This is a genomic window from Micromonospora sp. WMMD998, from assembly GCF_029581235.1.
Classification (GTDB): domain Bacteria; phylum Actinomycetota; class Actinomycetes; order Mycobacteriales; family Micromonosporaceae; genus Micromonospora.
Map to the genome: position 1 here is coordinate 5785349 of NZ_CP120740.1, position 19384 is coordinate 5804732.

15 protein-coding genes and 1 tRNA gene are annotated in these 19384 nt (G+C 72.3%); 4 read left to right on the forward strand and 12 right to left on the reverse strand.

The window, feature by feature from the left end; all coding sequences use genetic code 11:
- Window positions 1–107: 107 nt before the first annotated feature.
- From O7619_RS26050 to O7619_RS26060, 3 genes are all read right to left on the reverse strand, one after another.
- Complete coding sequence (locus O7619_RS26050) at window positions 108–1340, reverse strand: FAD-dependent oxidoreductase (protein WP_282283986.1); 1233 nt, start codon at window positions 1338–1340, stop codon at window positions 108–110.
- Window positions 1333–3468, reverse strand: a complete 2136-nt coding sequence (locus O7619_RS26055; RefSeq protein WP_282283987.1) for an MMPL family transporter — start codon at window positions 3466–3468, stop codon at window positions 1333–1335. The genes O7619_RS26050 and O7619_RS26055 overlap by 8 nt, the downstream gene beginning before the upstream one ends.
- Window positions 3469–3639: 171 nt before the next feature.
- Window positions 3640–3712, reverse strand: a tRNA-Asn gene (locus tag O7619_RS26060).
- 195 nt (window positions 3713–3907) lie between these two features.
- Between O7619_RS26060 and O7619_RS26065 the strand changes: the two genes are divergently transcribed.
- Window positions 3908–4300 (forward strand): hypothetical protein, encoded by a 393-nt coding sequence (locus tag O7619_RS26065; protein ID WP_282283988.1) that lies wholly within the window; start codon window positions 3908–3910, stop codon window positions 4298–4300.
- 1101 nt (window positions 4301–5401) lie between these two features.
- On the opposite strand, the gene O7619_RS26070 is transcribed toward O7619_RS26065, so the two are convergent.
- The 9 genes from O7619_RS26070 to O7619_RS26110 all read right to left on the reverse strand — a co-directional run bounded on the left by O7619_RS26070 (window position 5402) and on the right by O7619_RS26110 (window position 15333).
- Window positions 5402–6412, reverse strand: coding sequence for a sugar phosphate isomerase/epimerase family protein (locus tag O7619_RS26070; RefSeq protein WP_282283989.1), 1011 nt, complete (start codon window positions 6410–6412; stop codon window positions 5402–5404).
- Window positions 6413–6480: 68 nt separating this feature from the next.
- Complete coding sequence (locus O7619_RS26075) at window positions 6481–7710, reverse strand: Gfo/Idh/MocA family oxidoreductase (protein ID WP_282283991.1); 1230 nt, start codon at window positions 7708–7710, stop codon at window positions 6481–6483.
- Window positions 7711–7729: 19 nt separating this feature from the next.
- A complete protein-coding gene (locus O7619_RS26080) occupies window positions 7730–8773 on the reverse strand; it encodes a substrate-binding domain-containing protein (RefSeq protein WP_282283992.1) in 1044 nt (347 codons plus the stop codon).
- A 91-nt stretch (window positions 8774–8864) separates the two neighbouring features.
- On the reverse strand, window positions 8865–9950 hold the full coding sequence (locus O7619_RS26085; RefSeq protein WP_282283993.1) for an ABC transporter permease: 1086 nt from the start codon (window positions 9948–9950) through the stop codon (window positions 8865–8867).
- Window positions 9947–11515, reverse strand: a complete 1569-nt coding sequence (locus O7619_RS26090; protein ID WP_282288951.1) for a sugar ABC transporter ATP-binding protein — start codon at window positions 11513–11515, stop codon at window positions 9947–9949. Before O7619_RS26090 ends, O7619_RS26085 begins: the two co-directional genes overlap by 4 nt.
- 53 nt (window positions 11516–11568) lie before the next feature.
- On the reverse strand, window positions 11569–12747 hold the full coding sequence (locus O7619_RS26095; RefSeq protein WP_282283994.1) for an ROK family transcriptional regulator: 1179 nt from the start codon (window positions 12745–12747) through the stop codon (window positions 11569–11571).
- A gap of 300 nt (window positions 12748–13047) precedes the next feature.
- Window positions 13048–14145 carry a YhjD/YihY/BrkB family envelope integrity protein gene (locus O7619_RS26100; protein WP_282283995.1) on the reverse strand — a complete coding sequence of 366 codons (1098 nt, stop codon included), beginning with the start codon at window positions 14143–14145 and terminating at the stop codon, window positions 13048–13050.
- A gap of 205 nt (window positions 14146–14350) precedes the next feature.
- Window positions 14351–14539 carry a DUF397 domain-containing protein gene (locus O7619_RS26105; RefSeq protein ID WP_282283997.1) on the reverse strand — a complete coding sequence of 63 codons (189 nt, stop codon included), beginning with the start codon at window positions 14537–14539 and terminating at the stop codon, window positions 14351–14353.
- Window positions 14530–15333: a helix-turn-helix transcriptional regulator gene (locus O7619_RS26110; RefSeq protein ID WP_282283998.1), complete on the reverse strand. Its 804-nt coding sequence runs from the start codon at window positions 15331–15333 to the stop codon at window positions 14530–14532. The genes O7619_RS26105 and O7619_RS26110 overlap by 10 nt, the downstream gene beginning before the upstream one ends.
- Before the next feature lie 268 nt (window positions 15334–15601).
- Here O7619_RS26110 and O7619_RS26115 point away from each other — a divergent pair, with 268 nt between their 5' ends.
- The 3 genes from O7619_RS26115 (at window position 15602) to O7619_RS26125 (ending at window position 19323) form a co-directional block, all read left to right on the forward strand.
- Window positions 15602–15862 carry a flavin reductase gene (locus O7619_RS26115; protein ID WP_282283999.1) on the forward strand — a complete coding sequence of 87 codons (261 nt, stop codon included), beginning with the start codon at window positions 15602–15604 and terminating at the stop codon, window positions 15860–15862.
- A gap of 339 nt (window positions 15863–16201) precedes the next feature.
- Window positions 16202–18313 (forward strand): TRAP transporter fused permease subunit, encoded by a 2112-nt coding sequence (locus O7619_RS26120; RefSeq protein ID WP_282284001.1) that lies wholly within the window; start codon window positions 16202–16204, stop codon window positions 18311–18313.
- Entirely contained in the window at window positions 18310–19323 is a 1014-nt protein-coding gene (locus O7619_RS26125; RefSeq protein ID WP_282284003.1) for a TAXI family TRAP transporter solute-binding subunit, read from the forward strand. Before O7619_RS26120 ends, O7619_RS26125 begins: the two co-directional genes overlap by 4 nt.
- Window positions 19324–19384: the final 61 nt, after the last annotated feature.

Consider the following 19384-nt stretch of genomic DNA (forward strand, 5'->3'; position numbering starts at 1 on the left):
ATCGTAACCTGCCGATCGGTCGCCGGCCACCACCGACCCGGCGACGGAGGCCGCCTCGACAGCACGATGGGCAACGCGAGAATAACAGCGCACAGTGACCCGCCGGTTCAGCCCCGCAGTTCGTCGAGCACCGCGCCGGCGGTACGCCAGCCGCTTGCCAACGCGCCCTGGATGGACGGGCTGTCCCGGTGGTCGCCGGCCACGAACAGGCCGTCGCCGAGCGCGACCGGCTTGCGCAGCCGGCCCTGGGGCGGCGGGGCGGCCGGCAGCGCGTCCGGCACCGTGACGGTGGTGAGGTGGGTCCAGTCGGCGGTGGGGCGGCCGTAGAGGCGGTCCAGCTCGCGTCGGATCACCGGTTCGGGCGGTGCCTGCGGGCCGACCACGGAGGTGGCCACCAGGTGTTGGCCGGACGGCGCGTACGTGGGCGCGGCCTGGCTGAGCACCACCGTGTTGGTGACCAGTTCCCGCCGGTCGCCGTCGAGCAGCAGGATCGGCTCGTCGAGCGGCGGCGACTCGGTGCGGTGGTAGTAGGTGGTGTAGGCGTGCATGCGTACCCGCTCGATCGTGGGCAGCAGCGTGGCCGCCGCCGGCGGGTCCGCGGCGACCACGACGGCGCGGCAGGTGATCTCGCCGTTCGGGGTGCGGACCCGGCCGGGGGCGACCTCGGTGACCGGCGTGTGCAGGGCGATCAGCTCGGCGGGCAGCGGCGCGGCGACGGCCCCGGGCAGCGCGCCCATGCCCTGCGCGGGCAGGCCGATCCGGCCCCGGGCGAAGGAGCGCAGGATCATCGCGAACACGTGGCTCGAGGTGGCCAGCTCGCGGTCGAGCAGCACGCCGGCCAGGAACGGCCGGAGCAGTTCCTCGATGATCGCGTCGGAGAGCCCGGCCCGGCGTAGCGCCGTCTCGGTGCTGGTCTCGGGCGCGGTGAGCAGCCGACCGGCGGGCAGGGTGGCGCAGCCCCCGGCGAGCGCGGCGAGGCGCAGCCGGTCGCGCAGCGAGCCGACGCCCGCGGTGAGCGTGCCGGGCGCGCCGGTGGGTTCGCGCAGCGGGTTGACCAGGCGTGCCAGCCGGTCGCCGCGGCGCACGAGCACGCCGGAGGTGAACCAGCCCAGATCGAGGGTGTCGAGGTCGAGCAGCCCGCCGAGTCGGGGGTAGGCGGTGTTGAGCACCTGGAAGCCGCGGTCCAGCAGGAAGCCGTCGACCTCGTCGGTGGCGACCCGGCCGCCGAGCCGGTCGCCGGCCTCCAGCAGCCGCCACGGCACGCCGGCGCGGTGCAGCCGCCGGGCGGCGGCGAGGCCGGCCAGGCCGCCGCCGACGATGACCACGTCGGTGTCAGGCACGGTCCACCCCCGCCTCGGCGCGGTCGCCCTCGCGGTGCGACCGCGACAACCGGCCCGGCCACCAGACCTTCGGCCCGATGTCGTACGCGAGCGCGGGCACCAGCAGCGAGCGGACCACGATGGTGTCGAGCAGCACCCCGGCGGCGACCGCCACGCCCAGTTCGACGAGCACCACGAGCGGCAGTACGGCGAGCGCGGAGAACGTGGCGGCGAGCACGATGCCGGCGGAGGTGATCACGCCGCCGGTGACGGCCAGGCCGGTGAGCACCCCGGCCCGGGTGCCGCGCCGCACCGACTCCTCGCGGACCCGGCTCATCAGGAAGATGTTGTAGTCGATGCCGAGCGCGACCAGGAACACGAACGCGAACAGCGGGAAGGACTGGTCGACGCCGGGGAAGTCGAAGACGTATGTGAAGAGCAGCGCGCAGAGGCCGAGCGTGGCCAGGAACGACAGGACCACGGTGGCGATCAGCAGCACCGGGGCGACCAGGGCGCGCAGCAGCAGCGCCAGGATGACCGCGATGACGAGCAGCACCACCGGGATGATGACGTTGCGGTCGCGGACGGAGGCGTCGGCGGTGTCCACGTTGATGGCGGTGAAGCCGCCGACCACGGCGTTCGCGCCGGGCACCGCGTGCACCGCCTCGCGCAGGTCGCGGATGGCCTGTTCGGCGCCGTTGCTGTCGGGTGGATAGGCGAGCGTGACGTTGAGTTGCACCCGGCCGTCGACGACCTTCGGCGGCGCGTTCGGGTCGGGTGGCGCCAGTCCGCCCCGCTGGCCGAGCGGGGCCACCGAGTCCACGCCCTTGACGCCCTGCGCCACCTGGGCGACGCGCTCGGCGGTGTTCTGTGCGGTGAAGATGGTGGCCGGGCTGCCGGTGCCGGCCGGGAAGTGCCTGTCGATGACCTCCTGTCCGGCCACCGAGTCGGTGCGCTGGGTGAAGAGCTGGGACTGGCCGAGGGTGGTCGCGCCGAGCTGGGTCACCCCGATCGCGAGCGCGGCCAGGACCACGGCGGTGACGACCCAGACGGTACGCGCGCGGCGCGCCACGAAGCCGGCGATTTGCCCCCAGATGCCGTGCTCGGTGCGCGGGTCGGCGTCGTCGTGCCGGGGCCGCCGGGGCCAGAACGCCCACCGGCCGCCGAGCACCAGCAGGGCGGGCAGGAAGGTCAGCATCACCAGCAGCGTGGCGGCGATGCCGACGGCGCTCACCGGGCCGAGCGCCCGGTTGGAGTTGAGGCTGGACAGCAGCAGGCAGAGCAGGCTGACGATGACCGTGGCGCCGGAGGCGAAGATGGCCGGGGCGGCGCCCTTCCAGGCGGCCGTCATCGCGTCCCAGGGGCGTTCGTGCCGGTGCAGTTCCTCCCGGTAGCGGGCGATGAGCAGCAGCGCGTAGTCGGTGCCGGCGCCGAACACGAGCACGGTGAGGATGCCCTGCGCCTGCCCGTTGAGCTTGACCACGTCGTGCTTGGCGAGTTGGTAGACGAAGACCGCGGCAAGCGAGTAGGACATCCCGGCGGCCAGCAGCGGAAAGACCCAGAGCACCGGGCTGCGGTAGACGATCAGCAGGATGATCAGCACCACGACCAGGGTGACCAGCAGGAGTGGTCCGTCGATCGCGGAGAACACCTCGATCAGGTCGCCGAGCAGCCCGGCCGGGCCGGCCACGTCGACGGTGAGCCCGTCGCGGTCCGGGCCGGCGATGGTCCGCAGCTCGTCGACGACGGCGCGGATCTGTTCGCCCTCGGCGCTGTCGATCGGCACGATCACCTGGGCGGCCTGCTTGTCCTGGCTGACCACGGGTGGCGGCAGCGGGGCGACCACGCCGGGCACCTGGGCGAAGCGGGCGGCGTCGCCCTGGATGCGCTGCTGGTCGGCCGGGGTGATGCCGCCGGCGCGTTCGTAGACCACGAGGGCCGGGGTGGTCTCCCGGTCGACGAAGCCGGCGGCGAGGTCCTGGGCGCGGGTGGCCTCGGCGTCGGCCGGGAGGAAGGAGGCGTTGTCGTTGGTGGCGACGTCACCGAGTTTGCCGGCGTAGGGACCGGCGATCCCGCCGACGACAAGCCAGCCGAGCACCACCGCCACCGCGACCAGCGTCGCGGTCCGGCGGGTCCGTCCTGCGGCCATCCTCACCACCCTCGAATCGACGCGCGGATCGACGCAGCGGGAGTCTAAGTCGACGTCGACCATCCTGCCGGCCGAAGCGGCGTTCGCGGGCGGAAACCGGGCGGGCCGTACGCGGGGCGGGCGACGAGAAACGCCCGCCGGCGGGGCCGACGGGCGTGGTGTGGAGCGAAGCTCCCCCGATTGGACTCGAACCAATAACCTGCCGGTTAACAGCCGGCTGCTCTGCCAATTGAGCTACAGGGGACCGTGCACCGCCCGGGCGACGATCTCTCCGCGCCGTGCGACGGGGAAAAGAATACAGGACATCGGGGGGTGGCGCGCCAGTGGGTTGTCGGGCCCACAAAATCGGGGCAAATCGTCATCTCGGCGCAGGGAGGTATGAGCGGAGAGCAGGATGGGTAGTTAGCGTTCAACAGAGTCAGGTACGGAAGGAGCCGCCATGCGCGGAAAGATCATGTTTCTTGGCGGGCTGGCTGCGGGATTCGTCCTGGGCGCCCGTGCCGGCCGGGAGAAGTACGAGGAGTTGGTGGTGCGCGGGCGCAAGGTGCTCGACCACCCGACCGTCCAGGAGGCGGCCGGCGTCGCGCAGGCACAGGCGACCCGGCTCTACTCCGAGGGCAAGGACAAGCTGGGGCAGAGCAAGATCGGCGAGAAGATCTCCACCGGCAACGGCAGCAAGTCGGGGCTGACCGAGGCCGACAAGCCGTTCGCCGGCACGCCGGCCGCCGTCGGCACCAAGGCCGGCACCAGCGGTACGGGATCGACCGGCGCGACCGGCTCGACCACGACCGGCACGAGCACCAAGTCCAACGGCACGAGCAGCACCCTCTGACATCAGCGGACAGCGGGCCGATCACCTTCGGGTGACCGGCCCGTTTCCGTATGCAGGTGTGGCCCGTTCTCCGGTGCGACGGCCGGCACCGGGGCCGGCGCATCGGGCGCCTTCGCCTCGCCGAGGACGGACCGCTGGTAGGCGACATGGCCGCGATGGCCGCGATGGGCGCAGCGGGTCGCAGCGGGTCGCAGCGGGTCGCAGCCACAGAGCCGACCACAATCCGCGCCGCGCCCCGCCACAGCGCGGGCGCGCGGCCCCACACTCGGCGCGACGGTCTCCGCGGCGCAACGGTCTCCGCGGCGCAACGGTCTCCGCGGCGCAACGGTCTCCGCGGCGCAGTGTGGCACCGGGCATAGTTCGGTCCGGGGTTCCTACAAACTTGATGACGCGAATGGATCGGGCTGGTCTCCGGCCGGCTGTGCCGCAGCGGCCAGGCCGCCGGTGCCGGCCATGGGTCACACGGCTCGTTCGACACCCATGGCGTGCAGGCGTGGCTCGCCGGCCTCGACATTCCACCCAGCCTCGCGGACGGCAACCGAGCCACCGCGATCTCCCGGGCCGGGCCCGCCCCTCCCCTCACGCTCGTCGGGGACGCATCGGACATACGTCGGTGGCGGGGCCGACGGAAAGGCCCGGGGCCGGCCGGTTACGGGATGCCACACCGCTCCGGGTGGCGACTCGTTCACGTCATCAAGTTTGTAGGCGCGGAGAAGTGATTCCCCGGCCGAGGCTGATGGTCGGGGTCGGTTCCTGACCACGACCGACCGACCTGGGGCGGACCGACCAACGACCAGCCGACCGACCTGCGGCGGACCGACCAACGACCAGCCGACCGGCCGACCAGCCGACCGACCTGCGGCGGATCAACCAACGACCAACCGGCCGGCCGACCGACCGACGACAGCGGACCTACCGACGACAGCGGCAGACCTGCGACATGCCAGCGAAACGACGATGGGGACGGCCCGTCACCGCGGTCGAGCCCGGCCCGGCGATGCTGGCCGAGCTGCACAGCGCCGAGCTGCACAACGCCGAGCTGCGGCCCGGCCCGTACGCCGGCACCGGGGACGACGGCGACGGGCCGGGAGACTGTCTACGTCAGTCGCGGGTGGTGCTGAAGGCGGCGTCGAACGCGGCGGTCGGGGCGTCGAAGGCCAGGCGGCGGACGAACTGGAGCGCCTCCGGCGCGCCGACCAGGCGGTCCATGCCGGCGTCCTCCCACTCGATCGAGATCGGGCCGTCGTAGCCGATCGCGTTCAACGCCCGGAAGCAGTCCTCCCACGGCACGTCGCCGTGGCCCGTGGAGACGAAGTCCCAGCCCCGTCGCAGGTCGGCCCAGGGCAGGTGGGAGGAGAGCCGGCCGCGCCGGCCGTCGCCGGTGCGGACCTTCGCGTCCTTGCAGTCCACGTGGTAGATCCGGTCGGCGAAGTCGAAGATGAAGTTGACCGGGTCCAGCTCCTGCCAGACGAAGTGCGACGGGTCCCAGTTCAGCCCGAACGCCGGCCGGTGCCCGATCGCCTCCAGGGTCCGCTTGGTGGTCCAGTAGTCGTACGCGATCTCGCTGGGGTGCACCTCGTGCGCGAAGCGCACGCCCTCGGCGTCGAAGACGTCCAGGATCGGGTTCCACCGGTCGGCGAAGTCCTGGTAACCGCGTTCGATCATGGCCGGCGGCACCGGCGGGAACATCGCCAGCGTGTGCCAGATCGACGAGCCGGTGAAGCCGACCACGGTCCGTACGCCGAGCTTCGCCGCGGCCCGCGCGGTGTCCTTCATCTCCTCGGCGGCGCGGCGGCGTACCCCTTCCGGCTCGCCGTCGCCCCAGATCCGCGCCGGCAGGATGTCCTGGTGCCGCTCGTCGATCGGGTGGTCGCAGACCGCCTGCCCGACCAGGTGGTTGGAGATGGTGAAGACCTGGAGGTTGTGCTTGGCGAGCGTCTCCCGCCGGCGTTCGACGTACGAGTCGTCGGCGAGCGCCCGGTCGACCTCGAAGTGGTCACCCCAACAGGCGATCTCCAGGCCGTCGTACCCCCACTCGGCGGCGAGCCGGCAGACTTCGTCGAACGGAAGATCGGCCCACTGGCCGGTGAAGAGCGTGATGGGTCGCGCCATTGTCCTTCTCCCAAGTCGTGTGATGAGGGTTTCCGTTCTGCGACCGGAGCGGGGGCACCGCGCCGACGTTAAGCGGGGCCCCCTCCTCTAGCGGAGGCGTTAAGCGGGGCCCCCTCCTTCTCCACCTCGGCCCAGGCGGAGTCGGCGGCGGACCGCGAAACCGCGTCCAGCACCTGCTGCACCTGCAACGCGTCGGCGAACGACGGCGTCGGGTCGGCGCCGGTGGCGACCGCCTCGACGAAGTCGCGCATCTGGTGGGTGAAGGAGTGCTCGTAGCCGATGATGTGGCCGGGCGGCCACCACGCCGCCAGGTACGGATGGTCCGGCTCGGTCACCAGGATGCGGCTGAAGCCCTGCTCGGCGGCGGGCCGGGTGCCGTCGAAGAACTCCAGTTCGTTGAGGCGTTCCAGGTCGAACGCGACGCTGCCGCGCGAGCCGTTGATCTCGACCCGCAGGGCGTTCTTGCGGCCGGTGGCGAACCGGGTCGCCTCGTACGTGGCGAGTCCACCGCCGTCGAGCCGGGCCACGAAGACCGCGGCGTCGTCCACGGTGACCGGACCCGTGCCCTGACCGTTGCCGCCGGACTGCGCGGCCAGGCCGCTCGACTCCGACGGCAACGGCCGCTGCTTGACGAACGTCTCGGTGAGCGCGCTGACCCCGGTGATCGACTGCCCGGTGACGTACTGGGTCAGGTCGATGATGTGCGCGCCGATGTCACCGAGCGCGCCGGAGCCCGCCCGCTCCTTCTGGAGCCGCCACACCAGCGGGAACTGCGGGTCGACGATCCAGTCCTGGAGGTAGGTCGCCCGGACGTGCCGGATCTCGCCGAGCCGCCCGTCCGCGACGAACTGCCGCATCAGGGCGACCGCGGGCACCCGCCGGTAGTTGAAGCCGCACATCGCGCGTACCCCGGACTCGCGGGCCCGCGCGGCGGCGGCGGTCATCTCCCGCGCCTCCGCGACAGTGTTCGCCAGCGGCTTCTCGCACAGCACGTGCTTGCCCGCGGCCAACGCGGCGAGGGCGATCTCACCGTGACTGTCTCCCGGCGTGCAGATGTCGACCACGTCGATCTCGTCGGACTCGACGAGCCGCCGCCAGTCCGTGGTGTACCCGTCCCAGCCGAGCCGGTCGGCGGCCTCGGCCACCTTCGGCTCGTCCCGGCCGCAGACGAGCGACATCCGCACCCGCGCCGGCAGGTCGAACACCCGGTTCACGGTGCGCCACGCCTGCGAGTGCGCGGCGCCCATGAACGCGTAGCCGACCATGCCGACCCGCAGGATCCTGTCGTGACTGGACAACCCGTTCTCCCCCCTTGTGTTAGAACCCGAGCTTGAGGTAGTCGCCCGAGTTCTCCTTGGTGATCGTCTCGGAGGCGAGCACGATTTCCTTCGGCACCTGGAGTTCCACCAGGTCGGACATGCCCTTGCCCTGCCCGATCAGCCGGGCCAGGGTGATCGCCGAGGAGGCCATCGACGGGCTGTAGGTGACTGTCGCCTTGAGCACCGTGTTGTCGGCCGCGATGTCCTCCATGGCCTTCTTCGAGCCGGCGCCGCCGACCATGAAGAACTCCTTGCGGTTGGCCTGGTTGACCGCGGCCAGCACGCCGATGCCCTGGTCGTCGTCGTGGTTCCAGACCGCGTCGATCTTCGGCAGGGCCTGGAACAGCCCGGTCGCGGCCTGCTGGCCGGAGTCCACGGTGAACTCGGCCGGACGCCGGTTGGCCACCTTCAGCCCGTACGACGCGAGCGTGTCGGCGAAGCCCTTGGACCGTTCCTGGGTCAGCTCCAGCGACTCGATGCCGGGGATCTCGCCGATCACCGGGTTGCTCACGCCCTTGGCCTTGAGCTGCTCGGCGATGTAGGTGGCGGCGGCCACCCCCATGCCGTAGTTGTCGCCCTTGATCTGCAACCGGTAGGCCCGCGCGTCCGGGAACGCCCGGTCCAGGTTGACCACCGGGATGCCGGCCTTCATCGCCTCCAGGCCGAAGGCGTTGAGTTCCTTGCCGTCGTGCGGCAGCAGCACGATCACGTCCGGCTTCTGGGAGATCAGCGTGGACAGCGCCGCCCGCTGGGCCGCCGCGTCCGCGCCGGCCTCCACGGACTTCAGCTCCACGTCGCCGTACGCCCCGGCCTGCGCCTTGGCGTTGTTCGTGATGGCGGCGATCCAGCCGTGGTCGGCGGCCGGGGCGGAGAAGCCGATCGTCACCTTCTTGCCCGGCTCGGCGTTGCCGTCGTTCGCGGCGGCCTTGGTCTGCGCCTCGGTCGGGGACTGCTCGTTGCTCGTACAGCCGGCGAGCAGCACCCCGGCGGAGACTGCGGCCCCGCCGAAGAGCAGCCGGCGGCGTGACAGGTCACGGGTCATGACGACCTCCTGGATGACGGTGGTGGGGGTGGTTTCCGGGTGTGGCCGGCCGGGCCACCGTCGGGGGACGGCGACCTGGCGGCGCGGTGGGTCAGGTGGTGGTGGCCCGGTTTCGGGCGAGGAACTGGGTCAGGCTGCGGAACTGCACCTGCTGGACCAGGACGGCGGCGACGATGATGCCGCCCTTGACCATGTTCTGGGCCTCGGCGGACAGGTTGTTGATGGCGAAGAGGTTGGTGATCGTGGAGAAGATGATCACTCCGAGCAGGGAGCCGATGATGGTTCCCCGCCCGCCGCTGAGCAGCGTGCCGCCGATGATCGCGGCGGCGATCGCGTCCAGCTCGTAGAGGTTGGCCATCGCCGCCTGGGCGGAGGTGGCCTGCGCGGTCAGCATGACCGCGGCGATGCCGCAGCACAGGCCGGAGAGCGCGTAGAGCAGTACGGTGTGCCGGCGGACGTCGATGCCGGCGAGCCGGGCCGCCTCCGGGTTGCCGCCGACCGCCACCGTGCGGCGGCCGAACGTGGTCCGGTTGAGCAGCACCCACCCGGCCGCGACCACCGCCACCAGGATGTAGACGAGCAGCGGGATGCCGAGCACGTCGGTGGTGGCGATGCCGTTGATGAACGAGCTGGTGGAGACCTGGGTCTGCTTGTCGGAGATCTCCGCGGCCAGCCCGCGCGCGGCCACGAGCATGGCAAGCGTGGCGATGAAGGGCACCAGCCGCCCGTACGAGACCAGCAGCCCGTTGACCACGCCGACGGCCAGCCCGACGGTGAGCGCGGTGAAGATCATGCCGCCGGCGCCGTAGCTCTGGGTGGCGACCGTGGTGCACCAGACCCCGGCCAGCGCCACGATCGCACCGACCGACAGGTCGATGCCGCCGCCGATGATCACGAAGGTCATGCCGACGGTGACCACGCCGACCACCGAGGCGAGCTTGAGGATGGTGAGCGTGTTGCCCCACACCCAGGTCGGGTCGCCGTAGAGGTCGGGGCGGGTCAGGATGCCGATGACCACCAGCACCACGAGCGTGGCCAGCAGGCCGAGGTTGCGCTTGACGCCCTCCCCGCCGTCGCCGCGCCACCAGGAGAGCCGGGCCGTCGCGTCGGCCTTCGCGGTCTCCGCCCGGTCCACCGGTGGCGACTGCGCGGGGAGCGTCGTGTCGGTATCGCTCATGCCGGTGCGCCTTCCATGAGGGACCCCGCCATGACGAGGTCGAGCACGGTGTTCTCGTCGAGTTCGCCGGCCGGGGCCTCCCGGACCACCCGGCCCTCCCGCATCACCAGCACCCGGTCGGCCAGGCCGAGCACCTCGGGCACCTCGCTGGAGACCAGCAGCACCCCGACGCCCCGGGCGGCCAGGTCGCGGATGACCTGGTAAAGCTCGGCCCGCGCGCCCACGTCCACGCCCCGGGTCGGCTCGTCGAGCAGCAGCAGCCGGGTGTCCCCGAGCAGCCACCGCCCCACCACCACCTTCTGTTGGTTGCCGCCGGACAGCGTGCGCACCGGCCGGCGTACGTCCGCCGGCCGCAACTCCAGCGCGGTGGCGATCCGGTCCGCCTCGGCCCGTTCCCGCCCGGCGTCGGTGAAGCCGAGGCGGGCGTACCGGCCGAAGGTGGCGAGCGTGACGTTGCGGTAGATCGGCTCGCCGAGCAGCAGCGCCTGGCTCTTGCGCTCCTCCGGCGCCATGCCCATGCCGGCCCGCACCGCCGCGCCCACGCTGCCGGGGCGCACCGCCTTCCCGTCCAGCCGGACCGTACCGGCGTGCGCCCGGCGAGCCCCGAAGATCGTCTCCAGCAGCTCCGAACGGCCGGAGCCGACCAGCCCGGCGATCCCGACGATCTCCCCGGCCCGGACGCCGAGCGACACGTCGGCGAACTCGCCGTGCCGGGTCAGGCCGTCCACCCGCAGCAACTCCGCGCCCGCCCCGTGGTCGGCCGGGCGCTGCGGAAAGACGTACTCGATGGTCCGCCCGGTCATCCGGGCGACCAGGTCGCGGGTCGGGGTGTCGCGCGCCGGCAGGCTCGCCGCCGTGGTCCGGCCGTCCTTGAGTACGGTGACCCGGTCGCCGATCTCGCGGATCTCCTCCAGCCGGTGCGAGATGTAGATGACCGCGATGCCCTGCGCGCTGAGTTCCCGGATGATCCGGAACAGGTTGCCCACCTCGTCGTGGGCCAGCACCGCGCTCGGCTCGTCCATGATGATCAGTCGGGCCTCGTGCGACAGCGCCCGGGCCATGCTGACGATCTGCTTCCCGGCCGCCGGCAGGTGCCGGACCAGTCGCCCGGGCGGGATCTCCGGGTGCCCGAGCCGGGCCAGGATCTCCCGGGTACGCCGGGCCGTCAGCCCACGCCGGACGAAACCGAGCCGGCGCGGCTCGTGCCCGAGGAACGCGTTCTCCGCCACCGACAGGTCGTCGACCAGGTCGAGTTCCTGGTAGATCGTGGCGATGCCGGCGCGCATGGCGGCCTGCGGGTTGGCGAACGCGGCCGGCTCGCCGCGCCACACCACCTCGCCGGAGTCCGGCCGGTGCACCCCGGCGAGCACCTTGATCAGCGTGGACTTGCCGGCGCCGTTCTGCCCCAGCAGGCAGTGCACCTCGCCGGCCCGCACCTCAAGCTGCACGCCGTCGAGCGCGCGTACCCCGGGGAACGTCTTGACCACGTCGGTGAGCCGCAGCACCACCTCGCCCGCGACGGCGTCGTCCTTCGCGCTCACCTGGACCTCCTCGGACGGGCTCATGCTGGGCCGGCCGGGCATGCCCTCACGGCCCTCGCTACGCTCGGTGCGTTCGCTCATGCTGGTTCACCGAACGCGACGTCGCTGGCGAGCACGGCCGCGCCGGCGACGCCGGCGCGCGGACCCAGCTCGGAGAGGACGACCGGCAGGTTGCCGGTGGCCAGCGGCAGCGAGCGGCGGTAGACCACGCTGCGGATCTCGGCGAGCAGGATGTGGCCGAGCTGGGCGAGCCCGCCGCCGATCACGATCATCGACGGGTTGGTGAAGCTGACCAGCCCGGCCAGCACGCTGCCGACCCGCCGGCCACCGTCGCGGATGAGCTGGATGCAGGTGACGTCCCCCTCGGTCGCCCCCTGTGCCACGTCGAGCGCGGTCACCGAGCCGTGGGCGGCGAGCCGCTCGACCAGGGCCGGTGACGCCTCGGCGCGGGCCGCGGCGGTCGCCTCCCGGGCCAGCGCCGCGCCGCTGAACACCGCTTCCAGGCAGCCGACGTTTCCGCAGGAGCACATCGGCCCGTTCGGGTCGACCTGGATGTGGCCGATGTCGCCGGCACAGCCGTCGGTGCCCCGGTAGACCTCGCCATGCAGGTAGATGCCGCAGCCGATGCCTGTGCCGATCTTGATGAAGAGGAAGTCGTCGATCGGGTGGGCGACACCGCCGTGCCGCTCGCCGATGGCCATGATGTTGACGTCGTTGTCCACCACGGCCGGGCAGCCGTGCTCGCGGGTGAGCAGCTCGCGGACCGGGAAGCGGTCCCAGCCCGGCATGATCGGTGGGGAGACCGGCACGCCGTCGCGGAAGCTCACCGGCCCCGGCACGCCGATGCCGATCGCGTCGAGCCGCTCGTACGCGCCGTCCGCCTTGGCCTTGTGCAGCAGCTCGTTCACCCGGTGCAGGATCACCTTGGGGCCGGAACGGATGTCGGCCGGCTCGGCGTACGCGGTGACCGGCTCCAGCCGGCCGTTGACCACCTCGACGTCGATCGAGCTGGCGCCCAGGTCGACGGCGGCGAACCGGAGGCGCGGGCTCAGCTCGACCAGGGTGGAACGGCGACCGCCCCGGGAGGCGGCCAGCCCGGCCTCGGCCACGTAGCCGAGGGCGACCAGCCGTTGCAGCTCGGCGAGCAGCCGTGGGCGGGGCATCTGGAGCCGGTCGCCCAGCTCGGCGCGGGAGACCGGGCCCTCGTCCCGGAGCACCCGCAGGAGCCGCACGTGCAGGGGGTCGACCGTCCGCACCGGCTGTCACCTCGCATCGGATCTCCGCACATCGACGCGCTGACGATGTGTTGTGTCCGCCACAGTAGGAGCGTTCCGGGTCGGGTGTCCATAGCTTCGGCTCAACTGACGGAAACTTTTGTCCATCCGAACAAAAGCGCGTCGCGGATCATGAAAACCCCCGCCCCGCCCCACCCGCACCCCACCCCGCGCCCCGCGCCCCGCGCCCTGTTTCACGGAAAGAGTGGCCATCCAGGCGCGGATAGCCACTCTTTCCGTGAATCTGCGGGCGTATGGGGGGTGGGGGGTGGGGGTGGGGGGTCAGCGTGGGGTGGGGGTGTTGCGCTTCTTGCGCAGCTTGCGGTCGTCGCGCAGCTCGACGTAGGGCTCCTTGTCCTCGGGGAGCCCGGCGGCGATGGCGCGGCTGCGCTCCAACTCGGCGTCGAACTCCGCGCCGAGCAGGATGGCGACGTTGCTCAGCCAGAGCCACACCAGGAAGATGATCACGCCGGCGACCGCGCCGTACGTCTTGTTGTAGGAGCCGAAGTTGCTGACGTAGAACGCGAACAGACCGGACACCAGCAGCCAGAGCACCACGGCGAGCACCCCGCCCGGGCTGATCCAGCGGAAACCGCCGTGCTTGGCGTTCGGCGAGGCCCAGTAGAGGATCGCGAACATCAGGCTGACCAGGAGCAGCAGAACCGGCCACTTGGCGATGTTCCACACCGCGACCGCGGTCGAGCCGAGCCCGATCGCGCTGCCCGCCTGCTCGGCCAGCCCACCGGTGAACACCACGATCACGGCGCTGATCAGCAACATCACGCCGATCACCGCGGTCACGCCGAGCCGGATCGGCAGCGTCTTCCAGATCGGCCGGCCCTCCGGCACGTCGTAGATGCTGTTCGAGGCGCGCATGAAGGCGGCGACGTAACCGGACGCCGACCAGAACGCGCCGACCAGACCGAGCACCGCCGCGACGCTCGCCAGCCCGCCGGACTGCCCGGCCTGGTCGATCGCGCTCTCGATGATCTTCCGGATGTTCTCCTCCGGCACCGCCTGGCCGACCGTGTCCCGCACCCCGTTCGTGGCCCGGTCGCCGAGCAGGCCGAGCAGCGAGATCAGCACCAGCAGGCCGGGGAAGATGGAGAGCACGCCGTAGTAGGTGAGCGCGGCGGCCCAGTCGGTCAGGCTGTCGTCCTGAAACTCCCGGGCGGTCCGCTTGAGCGTCGCCACCCACCCCGGCCCCGGCAGGTCGGTCGGGCTGTCCGGCCCGTCGTCCGGTCCCACCGGCCGGGTGCGGTCGTCCGGCTCCACCGGCCCGGTGCGGTCGTCCGGTCCCACGGGTCCGGTGCGGTCGTCCGGCTCCACCGGCCCGGTGCGGTCGCGCCCGTCGCGGGCGGGAGACTCGTCGCCTGCCATCGCACCTCCCTCGTCGTCGTGTCGTCCTGCACGACTTGCCCCGAGGCGAGGTCGGGTAACCAGCTACTTCTCAGGCAATGGCGGCGTCGGGCTCCGGCTCCGTGGTGACGGGCTCCCTACCCGCCCCGCAGGGACAGGCGGCGGCCCGGCGACCCGGCGAGGCGGCGGCGGTGTCGGGGCCGCTTCCCCGCCGGGCCGGCGTCGGTCAGCGGGCGGGGAGCCGGTCGACGAACGCGCGCCAGGCGTCGGGGCCGAAGGCCAGCACCGGGCCGCCCGGGTCCTTGGAGTCGCGCACCGCGACCACGCCCGGCAGGCCGTCCGCCACCTCCACGCAGTTGCCGCCCTGGCCGTTGCTGCGGCTGCTCGTGCGCCACCGGGCACTGCTCAGGTCCATGTCTCCGCCACCTCCGTCAGGAATTCGAGGGACTGCTGGTGCGATAGTGCCTCACCGCGGATCGACTCCCACACCTCGACCATCCGCCGCACGTGGTCGGCGCGGTCGACGACCTGACCGTGGAGCTGGCCCTCCTGGTAGACGACGTCCTCGCCGTGCGGCGGAGTGGCGATCACGAACGGGCCGTTGACGCCCGGGTAGGCACCGACGGTGAGCGGCACGACGTGGATCCGCACCCGGGGCAGCGTCGAGCCGACCTTCACCAGGTGGCGCACCTGCTCGCGCATCACCTCGGGCCCGCCGACGCTCCGGCGCAGCACGTGCTCGTCGACCACGAACGTGAGCAGCGGGGGTCGGTCGCGGGTCAGCAGCGGCTGGCGGTCCAGCCGCGTCGTCACCTGCTGCTCCACCTCCTCGGGCGCGAACAGGCCGCCGCTGGAGAGCAGCGCGCGGGCGTAGCCCTCGGTCTGGAGCAGGCCCGGCACGCAGAGCGGCTCGAACGAGCGCAGCGCGGTCGCCTCCGCCTCGATGCCGGGCCAGTCGCGGAACCACGGCACCACGCTCTCCCGGCCGATCCGCCGCTGGATCCGCTCGAATCGCCCGTCCGCGCCGAACACGGTGTCGCAGCGGCGGGCGAAGTCCAGGCTCGGGCGGCGCTCGCAGGTCTCCACCTTGGCGACAAGCGCGCCGGAGTAGGCGAGCGCCTCGGCCAACGACGTCTGCGACATGCCGTTGGCCGCGCGGGCGAGCCGCAGCTCCTCGGCGAAGTGTTCCAGCATGGACGACAGTTCCACGGACCGCCTCCGTACATCCTCGACACACCCGGGAGCCGGCCGCCGCACGCGCTTGTCGTCGCCGTGCCGGATCTCCCACCGTAGTCGCGTCGTCACCAGACTGTCACGCAGCGGAACCGCTCACGGGATCGGACGGCGGGCGGAACCAGGCCGGGGGCGTCGGCGCACGACGAGGTCCGCCGACGCCCCCATTCCAGCCCGCTACGGAGGTCCACGTCATGCGCATCGCCTGCTGGCGCCCGGCCAGAGACCCGGACGGCACGCGCTGATGCCGCGCCACCGCCCACATGTCGCGGCGCGACCGTCCTGGCGCTGCCGGATCTGCGGTGCGGCGTGGCCGTGCTCGCCCGCCCGGCTCGCCCTGCTCGGTGAGTACCGCGAGGATCGGATCGCGCTCCTGGTGTACCTCGGCACGCTCCTGTGCGAGGCGACGACCGACCTCGCCACCGTACGTGACGGCACCGCTCCCCAGGACCTGGCACAGCGCTTCGTCGCATGGGCCCGCACACCCCGCCCGACCGATATCTGACTGGACGGGCCGGGCCCGAACTGGCGTCGATCATTGACCAGAACCCGCCATCCACCCCGCCCTGTCCGAAATCCGACCGGAAACGGGTCCGGCTTGCACCTGTTGCACCTATTCCCGCCGGCACCGCAGCCCGACACCAGACAATTGTGAAAGCCATTCAGAATGAATGTGCGGTGAGTGATCCGAGCCGTGATCCGTCACTCAATGCAATCACCATCGGCAATGTCCCCCAACGTGTCCGCCATTCGCGTATCGTGCCCCTTCGTGCCACCCGTTCGCCCCTCCGATGCCACTCCCCCGCCATCCCGGCCGCCCGCCGGCGAGCCGGGTGGGTCCGAAGTGGACGCCGTCGAGGTGCCGCTCCCGCCGGACGAGGGGGACGTCACCGACCCGGCGTGGGCGGACGACGGACCGGGCGAGACCCACCACCACATGCGGGATCCGGCGCACCCCGACACCCGCGACCTCGCCGCCCGTTTCGAGGAGGAGAAACCGGGTCGGGTGCTCTCCGGACCGGTCGGGTTGCTCTTCACCGGGGTCACCGTCGCGGTCGCGCTGCTGGCCCTCCGGCAGGTGTTCTTTCCGCTGGCGCAGGGCAGCAAGTACTACCTCATCTTCTTTCTCGCCGGCGTACTGCCGATGGTTTTCCTCGCGTACCCCGCAAGGGCACGGCACACGACGCGGCCGACGGCTGTCGACTGGCTGCTGGCCGCCGCCGCGCTCGGGGTCTGCCTCTACCCGGTGCTGCCGGTCGCGCTCGGCGCGGCCGGCGGCGGCTACGACGCCTTCCTCGACCGGCAGGGCCTGCTGGACCCGCTTGACGTGGCGTTCGGCACCGGCCTGCTGCTCCTGCTGCTGGAGGCGTGCCGCCGCACCACCGGGTGGATCCTGCCCGCCGTGTGCGTGCTGTTCCTCGGCTACGGCTACTACGGCGGGCTGCTCCCGCAGTCCTGGCCGGTGGCGCACGCCGGCCTGGACTTCGGGCAACTCGTCGACGCCTTCTACAACTCCGACAGCGGTTTCTACGGCACCCCGCTCGACGTGGCCGCCTCCTACATCGTGCTGTTCACCATCTACGGCGCGGTGCTCGACCTCTCCGGCGCCGGCCGGTTCTTCGTGGAACTCTCCGCCGCCGCGTTCCGCCGCTCCCGCACCGCCGCCGGCCGGACCGCGGTCGCCTCCGGCTTCCTGCTCGGCACCGTCTCCGGCTCCGGCGCCGCCACCACCGTCAGCATCGGGGCGGTCACCTGGCCGATCCTGCGCCGCGCCGGCTACCCGCCCGAACGGGCCGGCGGCATGCTCGCCGCCGCCGGGGTCGGCGCGATCCTCTCCCCGCCCACACTCGGCGCGGCGGCCTTCATCATCGCCGAATACCTGGGTGTGTCCTACCTCCAGGTGCTCGGCTGGGCCACCGTGCCGACCGTCCTCTACTACCTGGGCATCCTGCTCTCCGTCGAGATCGACGCCCGGCGCTCGGACGTACGCCCGGTGGTCCTCGACACCGGCTCGGCGTGGCGGCTGCTGGCCCGCTTCGGCTACCACTTCCTCTCGCTCCTCGTGATCATCGTGGTGCTGGCGCTCGGCGCCTCCGCGATGCGGGCGGTGGTGATCGCCACCGCGCTGGCCGCCGCGCTGTCCTTCCTGGACCGGCGACACCGGCTCACCCCGGCCCGGCTGGTGGCGGCGCTGCGCGACGGCGTACGCGGGGTGCTCGCGGTGAGCGCGGTGTGCGCCGCGGCCGGCATCATCACCGCCACCACCACCAAGACCGGCCTCGGCCCGCAGGCGGCGGCGCTGCTGATCGGCGGCGCGCAGGCGGTCAGCTCCGAACCGGCGGTGGTGCTGGCGTTGACCGCCGTGCTCGCCGCGGTCGCGCTCAGCCTGCTCGGCCTCGCCGTGCCGGTCACCGCGTCCTTCGTGATCGGCTGGGTCATCATCGGCCCGGCGCTGCTGCACCTGGGCGTCGCCGCCCCCGCCGCGGCCATGTTCGTCTTCTACTTCGCGGTGCTGTCCGAGGTCTCGCCGCCGACCGCGCTGGCCGCGGTCGCCGCCGCCGCGATCACCGGCGGCCGGCTGGTGCCGACCATGTGGCAGACCCTGCGGTACGCGCTTCCGGCGTACCTCATCCCGCTCGCCTTCGTGATCACGCCGACCGGCCTCGGGCTGCTCGGCATCGGCGGGGCCGGGCGGATCGCGCTGGCCGGCCTGGTCTCCGCGCTCGGTGTCGCCGTGCTGGCCGTGGCGGCCGGCGGGTGGCTACCCGGCGTCGGCCCGGCCGGCCCGCCGGAGCGGCTCCTCGGCGCGGTCGCCGGGCTGGTGCTGCTCTGGCTGGAACCGCTGCCCATGGCGATCGGCGCGGTGCTCGCCGCGTCGGCCGTCGCGGGCGTGTACGCCCGACGTGGCGCCGCCCGCCCGTCGACAGAGGAACCCCCTGGGGAGGAGAGCACGTGAAACGGATCGACACGCGAATAGCCGCGGGCGTCGGGGCGCTGGCCCTGGTCGCCGCCGGCGGGTGCGGAGGCCGGCAGGACAGCGCGGCGACCGACGACGCCGCCCGCGACGTCACCTGCAAGGTCACCAAGGACACCCGGGTCGGCATCGCCACCGGCAACGCCACCGGCGTCTACTACGTGGTCGGCAACGCGCTCGCCGGTGAACTCACGAAGACGACCGACGGCAAGCTCACCGGGACGGCCGCCGAGACCGGCGCCTCGGTGCAGAACATCGAGCAACTCGTCGCCGGCCAGTACGACGTGGCGTTCTCGCTGTTCGACACCGCGGTCAACGCGGTGCAGGGCAAGGAGAGCTTCAGCGCGCCGCAGCCGGTCCAGGCGCTGGCCCGGATCTACGACAACTACACCCAGGTGGTCGTGCGGACCGACTCGGGGATCACCTCCGTCGCCGGCATGAAGGGCAAGAAGATCTCCACCGGCTCACCCAAGTCCGGCACCGAGGTCATCGCCAACCGGCTGCTCACCGCCGCCGGGCTGGACCCGACCAAGGACGTCCAGGCGCAGCGGCTCGACCTCACCAAGACCGTCGACGGCATGAAGGACGGCAGCATCGACGGGTTCTTCTGGTCCGGCGGCGTGCCGACCGGCGGCGTCACCGACCTGTTCACCACCGCCGGCGACAAGGTGACGTTCCTCGACCTCAGCGCGCTGCTGCCGAAGATGGCCGAGCTGAACCCGGCGTACCAGGCCGGCACCATCGGCAAGGACATCTACCGGACGCCGGCCGACGTGCCCACCATCGTGGTGCCGAACGTCCTGCTGGTGCGGGACAACCTCGACGCGGACGTCGCCTGCGCGATCACCCGGACGGTCTTCGACCGCAGGGACGCGCTGGCCCAGGCGAACCCGGCCGCCAAGGGCATCGAGCTGGGCAACGCCCGCAAGACGGACCCGGTGCCGCTGCACCGGGGCGCGGAGCGGGCACTCACCGACCTCGGCGCGAGCTGACCCGACCGGCCGGGCCCGGACCTCCCCGTCCGGGCCCGGCCGACCCACACCCGACCGGAGA